This window comes from Flavobacterium sp., from assembly GCF_043760115.1.
GTDB lineage: Bacteria > Bacteroidota > Bacteroidia > Flavobacteriales > Flavobacteriaceae > Flavobacterium.
Window position 1 is genome coordinate 1 of record NZ_JAYUPK010000090.1, and the last position, 6,661, is coordinate 6,661.

A 6,661-nucleotide genomic window follows, 5' to 3' on the forward strand; every position below is an offset into this window, starting at 1 on the left:
TACTTTTGTGAGATGCAACAACTCAATTTTCCAAAATATACATTTCGGTTCAAAAATAGTGAAAATAAAGTGTCTATTTTTGATGAAATTAGGAAAAAAATTTATAATTCTAACTCCAGAAGAATGGGTTCGTCAAAATGTTGTTCAGTATTTACTTCAAGAAAAAAGGTATCCAAAATCATATATAAATGTTGAAAAATTAATTAAAGTTAATGATTTAAGTAAACGTTATGATGTAATTGTATATCAACCTAATGGAGAAATATTTTTATTGATAGAATGCAAAGCTCCAGAAATAAAAATAGCTCAAGAAACTTTTAATCAAATTGCTAGATATAATCTTACTTTAAAAGCCAATTATTTAATGGTAACCAATGGAGTTAATCATTACTTTTGTGAAATGGATTTTGAAAACGAGAAATATAATTTCTTAAAAGAACTTCCAGAATTTGAAATTACCAACAACAAATTATAATATACAAACTTGAAAATAGCAGTAGTAATTTTAAATTGGAATGGCGCAAAATTGTTAGAACAATTTCTACCTTCAATTGTTGCTTTTTCTGATGAAGCCAACGTTTATGTTGCAGATAATGCTTCTACAGATTTATCTATTCAAGTTATTAAAGAACAATTTCCAAGTGTAAAAATTATTCAAAATGATGGAAATTATGGTTTTGCAAAAGGTTATAATCTGGCTTTAAAAAATGTAGAAGAAGAATTTTATGCTTTAGTAAATTCTGATATTGAAGTTACTCAGAATTGGCTTACTCCTGTAATAGAATTATTTGAAAAAGAAAAAGAAATTGGAATAATTCAACCCAAAATTTTAGATTTTAAAAATAAAGAAAAATTTGAATATGCTGGTGCTGCTGGAGGATTTATAGATAAATATGGTTATCCTTTTTGTAGAGGAAGAATTTTTGAAACGGTAGAAAAAGACAACCAACAATATGATAATGAAACTGAAATTTTTTGGGCAAGTGGTGCTTGCTTTTTTATAAGAAAAGAAGTTTTTAGAAAATTAAATGGTTTTGACGAAGATTTTTTTGCACATCAAGAAGAAATAGATTTGTGTTGGCGAGCTTTTAATTTAAATTATAAAATTAAATACACTTATAAATCAACTGTTTATCATGTTGGTGGCGCAACTTTAAAGGAAGAAAATCCTAAAAAAACATTTCTAAATTTTAGAAATTCATTGATGATGTTGATCAAAAATCTTCCAAAAAATAAATTAATTTCTGTTTTAATTGCTAGAATGATTTTAGATGGAATTGCAGGTTTTCAATTTATTTTTAAAGGAAAATTCAATCATTTTTTTGCTATTTTAAAAGCACATTATTCATTTTATAGTTTGATTTCTAAAATGTTAAAGAAAAGAAGTGTAAATCAAAAACCAAATTATTATCACACTAAAAGTATTGTTTTCAATTATTTTGTTAAGAACGGCAAGGTATTTGAAAACAAAACTTAACAATACTTTAGGGTATTTAAACGTTATAACTATCAATAATTTGTAAATTTGTAATAATCGAAAAAAGAAAAGTATGAAAAAAGTAATTTTAATTGTTTCAATTGCATCATTAATGCTAACGTCTTGTGGCGCAAAAAAGAAAATTGCAGCATTAGAAGCTCAAAACAAAGAATGTCAAGATTTATTAAATTCTACAACAGTAAAACTGAATTTATGTTTGACTGAAAAAGAGGCAATGAATCAACAAAACGACTATTTGAAAAAGAATAATTCTGATTTAATTAGCGCTTCTAAAGACATGACTGTACTTTCTACAAAAGGTGCACAAAATATTGAAAAAGCATTGGAATCAATCAAAGAGAAAGATTTAAAAATTTCTAGAATGCAAGATGCGTTAACCAAAAAAGATAGTGTTACGTTGGCATTGGTTACAAGTTTAAAAAGTTCGGTTGGAATTTCTGATCCAGATATTGAAGTGAATGTAGAAAAAGGAGTAGTTTTTATTTCTATTGCAGACAAATTATTGTTTAAAAGCGGAAGTTACGTGGTTAGTGATAGAGCAAAAGAAATTTTGGCTAAAGTTGCTAAAGTGGTAAACGACAAACCTACATTTGAGTGTATGGTTGAAGGTCATACTGACAATGTTCCTTTTACTGGAAACGCAGTTTTACTTGACAATTGGGATTTAAGTGTAAAACGTTCTACAGCAATCATTAGAGTTTTAACTAGAGATTTGGGTGTTAAACCATCGCAACTTATTGCTGCTGGAAGAGGAGAATATGTTCCTTTAGTAGATAACAATTCAGCAGATAACAGATCTAAAAACAGAAGAACTCGTATTGTGGTTTTACCAAAAATTGATGAGTTTTATGAAATGATTGAAAAAGAAATGAAAAAACAATAGTTTTAAGTACGAGGTTTGAAATACGAAGTACGAAGTTTGAAATACGAAGTACGAGGTTTGAAATACGAAGTACGAAGTATCAAGTTAAAATAATTATGAAACGCCTTGAGAAATCTTGGCGTTTTTGTTTTTTACTCAATTCCATAATTCATAGGCAACATATCACCAACTTTTTGTTGAGATAAATCGCCAGAGAAAATTATATTTTCGATGTTGGAATTGTTTCCAAATTTGTCTACATAAAATGTTTCGGTTTCAAATAAAATTTTGGATTGTTTTTTCTTATCAAATAATAAATTAAATTCTGCAACAAAATCTTTAGACGCAAGAGATTTTGTTTGTTTTACAACCTCAACTTTATATAAATCATTATCTACAGAAACTTTAAAATAATCGTTTGGATTGTCTTGAAAACTACCTTTAAAGAGTAAAAAATTCTTTTTATCCCAAATATTATTTACTAAATTTCTAAAAAAATGCAATTGCGAACCTTGATATGTTTTTTCTCGTTTCTTGGTAACATTTTGTTTAGAAATTATTTCTTCAAACCTAGTTAAACCAACATAATAACTTCTAAAAACGTCATGAGAATTTAAAGTCTTTGCATAAAATTTAGCTTCAAAGTTTACCAATTCATAAGATATTTTATATTTTAAAGATGAATTAATTATAATTAAAGGAACATCTGAAAAAGCTTTTAAAGTCATAGTTTTTTCATCATATTCAAAGTAAATAGCATCTTCATTTTCTATTTTGGTGTTTCTGGCATTGTCACTTCTTCCTAAAAATTGTTCTCTAAATAATTGTAATTTTTGCTTTCTTGTAAATCTGTCTTTTTTAATAATAACTTCGCTTAACGAATTTAAAAGTTCTTTTAAAACAACATTAATTTCTTCATCTGATTTTACATTTGATATATATTGTGTTTGAAATCCAATAAAACTTACTGCCAAAATACTGTTTATTTTAGAACTATAGTTTAAAGTAAAGTAACCTTTTTCATCAGTAATCGTAGCTATTGTTGTTCCGTCAAAATATACATTTGCTCCAACTAAAGGTTGTTTATTTTCGTCTAACACTTTTCCTTTTATAGATTGTGAAAAGTTAAACATTGAAATTAAAATACAAATAATAAAAAATAATTTTTTCATAAACTTTATAAAATATCTAAACTTCCTTTTCCTTCTCTAATTACAACAGGTTCAAAACCAGACAAATCTATAATTGTTGATGCTAGATTATCTCCATAACCACCATCAATTACAACGTCTACAAGATTTTGCCATTTTTCGAAAATTAATTCTGGATCAGTAGAATATTCTAAAACTTCATCATCATCGTGAATGGAAGTTGAAACAATTGGGTTGCCTAGTTTTCTAACAATTTCAAGTGCTATTTCGTTAGCAGGAACACGAATTCCGACTGTAGTTTTCTTTTTAAATTCTTTAGGAAGATTATTATTTCCTGATAAAATAAAAGTATAAGCTCCAGGCAATGCACGTTTTAACAATTTAAAAGTTGCGGTGTCAATTTGTTTTACGTAATCTGAAATATTACTTAAATCGCTACAAACAAAGGAAAAATTAGCTTTTTCTAACTTAATTCCTTTAATTTTTGCAATTCTTTCTAATGCTTTAGTATTTGTAATATCGCAACCCAATCCGTAAACTGTATCTGTTGGATAAATTACCAAACCACCATTTTTTAAAATCTCAACAACACGTTTTATGGCTGCTTCATTGGGTTTGTCTTCGTATATTTTTATAAACTGTGCCATTATTTTTTGTTTAAAGTTATTTTTGTTTAAAGTTTCAGGTTAAAAAACTTGAAACCTTAAACTTGAAACCTGTTTACCCAATCACATCCAACTTAGCAAATCGTAGTAATAATTTTTTTATACCGCCAACTTCAAATCGTATTTCTGCTTTTTTATCGGCACCAATTCCTTCAAGATTAATTATTTCTCCTTTGCCAAAACGTTCGTGCATAACAATATTTCCGTTTGCCAATTTACTATCAAATAAATTATTAGCACTTGGAGCATTTCCTACAGGTTTTAATTTTCTAATGTTTACAGACGAAACTGGTTGATCAGAATATCCTTTAGGTGGATTTCCTGCTATTGGTTTTGCTAATCGTAATTTTGATTTATCGATATCACCAAAAACATCCATATCTATTAATGGTTTGTATCTGTAACCACCAGAATCTATAGGATTTATATATTCTATATATTCTTCTTTTATTTCTTCAATAAATCGCGAAGGTTCGCTATCTACTAATTTTCCCCAACGATATCTAGATTGTGCATAAGTTAAATAAGCTTGATTTTCTGCACGAGTTAAGGCAACATAAAATAATCTTCGTTCTTCTTCTAGTTCGCTTCTGGTATTTAAACTCATTGCGCTTGGAAATAGATCTTCTTCCAATCCTACAACAAAAACTGTTGGAAACTCTAAACCTTTCGCCAAATGAATCGTCATTAGCGCAACTCTATCTTCATCGCCAGTATCTTTATCTAAATCGGTAGCCAAAGCAACATCTTCCATAAATTCTGACAAAGCACCACGAGCACCATCAATTTCACGTTGACCTTCTATAAAATCTTTAATTCCACCCATTAAAGTTTCTATATTTTCTATTCTTGCAATTCCTTCTGGTGTGCCATCTTTTTTTAATTCTTGAACCAAACCAGTTTTTTTAGAAACGTGATCTGCCAAGAAAAAAGCATCTTGATTTTCATTAATTACCTGAAAACTTTTAATCATCATTACAAAATCTTGCAATTTAGCTTTAGTTCCAGCGTTTAATTTTAAGTCTATTTTATCTATAACTTCCATTACTTCATATATGGAACGCTTGTAATGATTGGCTGCAACCGTTAATTTTTCAACTGTACTATCACCAATTCCTCTTGCTGGATAATTAATAACACGAATTAAAGCTTCTTCATCTTTAGGATTTATAACTAATCTTAAATAACATAAAACATCTTTAATTTCTTTACGTTGGTAAAAAGACAAACCTCCATAAATTCTATACGGAATATCTCTTTTGCGAAGTGCATCTTCCATTGCTCTAGATTGTGCATTGGTTCGATAAAGAATTGCAAAATCGCCATTGTTCATTTGGTTGCGCATTTTTTCTTCAAATATTGTTGCGGCTACAAATCGACCTTCTTCTCCATCAGTCACACTTCTGTGCACTTTTATTTTTTGTCCAAAATCATTTGCAGTCCAAACAATCTTATCTAACTTGGTTTTATTTTTATCTATAATAGAATTGGCAGCTTCAACAATATTTTTTGTAGATCTATAATTTTGTTCTAATCGATATGTTTTAACATTTTCATAATCTTTTTGAAAGTTCAAAATATTATTGATATTGGCACCACGAAAAGCATAAATACTTTGTGCATCATCACCAACAACACAGATGTTTTGAAATCTATCAGACAATGCTCTCACAATTAAATACTGTGAATGATTAGTATCTTGGTACTCATCTACAAGAATATATCTAAATCTATTTTGATATTTGGCTAAAACTTCTGGAAAGCGATTAAGTAATTCGTTGGTTTTTAATAGTAAATCGTCAAAGTCCATTGCTCCAGATTTAAAACACCTGTCTACATAATTTTGATACACTTCTCCCAAACGTGGCTTTTTACTCATTGCATCTTGTTCTTGCAACTCTGGATTGTTAAGATATGCTTTTACTGTAATTAAAGAATTTTTATAAGATGAAATTCTGCTAAGAACTTGTTTGGGTTTATAAACATCTTTATCCAATTGCATTTCTTTTATAATAGCAGAAATTAATCTAACAGAATCTTGAGTGTCATAAATAGTAAAATTAGAAGGATAACCCAATTTATCTGCTTCACTTCTAAGAATTCTAGCAAATACAGAGTGAAAAGTTACCATCCAAAGATTTTTGGCTTCGTTAGTTCCTACAATTTCTGCTATACGTTTTTTCATTTCACGCGCTGCTTTGTTTGTAAAAGTTAATGCCAAAATTGAAAATGCATCAACACCCAAACTCATTAAATAAGCAATTCTAATAGTCAAAACTCTAGTTTTACCAGAACCTGCGCCAGCAATTATTATCATTGGACCATCTTTTTGTAAAACTGGTTCTTGCTGTGCTTCGTTAAGTTGGCTTATGTATTTTTGCATTTATATTTTAATTCTGTATTATTTTACTTAAAACACAAAATTAGTCTTACTAAACTTGAATTACAATTTTTTGTCTCATAATTATTGACTATTTTTGTTTAC

5 protein-coding genes and 1 pseudogene are annotated in these 6,661 nt (G+C 28.4%); 3 read left to right on the forward strand and 3 right to left on the reverse strand.

The window, feature by feature from the left end; translation table 11 throughout:
* Positions 1-12 precede the first annotated feature (12 nt).
* From ACH2BC_RS08160 to ACH2BC_RS08170, 3 genes and pseudogenes are all read left to right on the forward strand, one after another.
* Positions 13-475: pseudogene (locus tag ACH2BC_RS08160) on the forward strand (type I restriction enzyme HsdR N-terminal domain-containing protein).
* A 9-nt stretch (positions 476-484) separates the two neighbouring features.
* Positions 485-1,477: a glycosyltransferase family 2 protein gene (locus ACH2BC_RS08165; protein WP_395053504.1), complete on the forward strand. Its 993-nt coding sequence runs from the start codon at positions 485-487 to the stop codon at positions 1,475-1,477.
* Between the two features lie 73 nt (positions 1,478-1,550).
* On the forward strand, positions 1,551-2,381 hold the full coding sequence (locus ACH2BC_RS08170; protein WP_395053505.1) for a flagellar motor protein MotB: 831 nt from the start codon (positions 1,551-1,553) through the stop codon (positions 2,379-2,381).
* 131 nt (positions 2,382-2,512) lie between these two features.
* Here ACH2BC_RS08170 and ACH2BC_RS08175 read toward each other — a convergent pair whose 3' ends face one another.
* From ACH2BC_RS08175 to ACH2BC_RS08185, 3 genes are all read right to left on the reverse strand, one after another.
* A complete protein-coding gene (locus tag ACH2BC_RS08175) occupies positions 2,513-3,532 on the reverse strand; it encodes a carboxypeptidase-like regulatory domain-containing protein (RefSeq protein WP_395053506.1) in 1,020 nt (339 codons plus the stop codon).
* A 5-nt stretch (positions 3,533-3,537) separates the two neighbouring features.
* Entirely contained in the window at positions 3,538-4,158 is a 621-nt protein-coding gene (locus ACH2BC_RS08180; RefSeq protein ID WP_395053507.1) for an L-threonylcarbamoyladenylate synthase, read from the reverse strand.
* A 73-nt stretch (positions 4,159-4,231) separates the two neighbouring features.
* Positions 4,232-6,559 (reverse strand): ATP-dependent helicase, encoded by a 2,328-nt coding sequence (locus ACH2BC_RS08185; RefSeq protein WP_395053508.1) that lies wholly within the window; start codon positions 6,557-6,559, stop codon positions 4,232-4,234.
* Positions 6,560-6,661 lie beyond the last annotated feature (102 nt).

What these genes read in the sequence shown, in the direction of transcription:
- ACH2BC_RS08175 (WP_395053506.1), bottom strand. Translation starts at nt 3,532, where the DNA reads ATGAAAAAATTATTTTTTATTATTTGTATTTTAATTTCAATGTTTAAC.
- ACH2BC_RS08170 (WP_395053505.1), top strand. Translation starts at nt 1,551, where the DNA reads ATGAAAAAAGTAATTTTAATTGTTTCAATTGCATCATTAATGCTAACG.
- ACH2BC_RS08180 (WP_395053507.1), bottom strand. Translation starts at nt 4,158, where the DNA reads ATGGCACAGTTTATAAAAATATACGAAGACAAACCCAATGAAGCAGCC.
- ACH2BC_RS08185 (WP_395053508.1), bottom strand. Translation starts at nt 6,559, where the DNA reads ATGCAAAAATACATAAGCCAACTTAACGAAGCACAGCAAGAACCAGTT.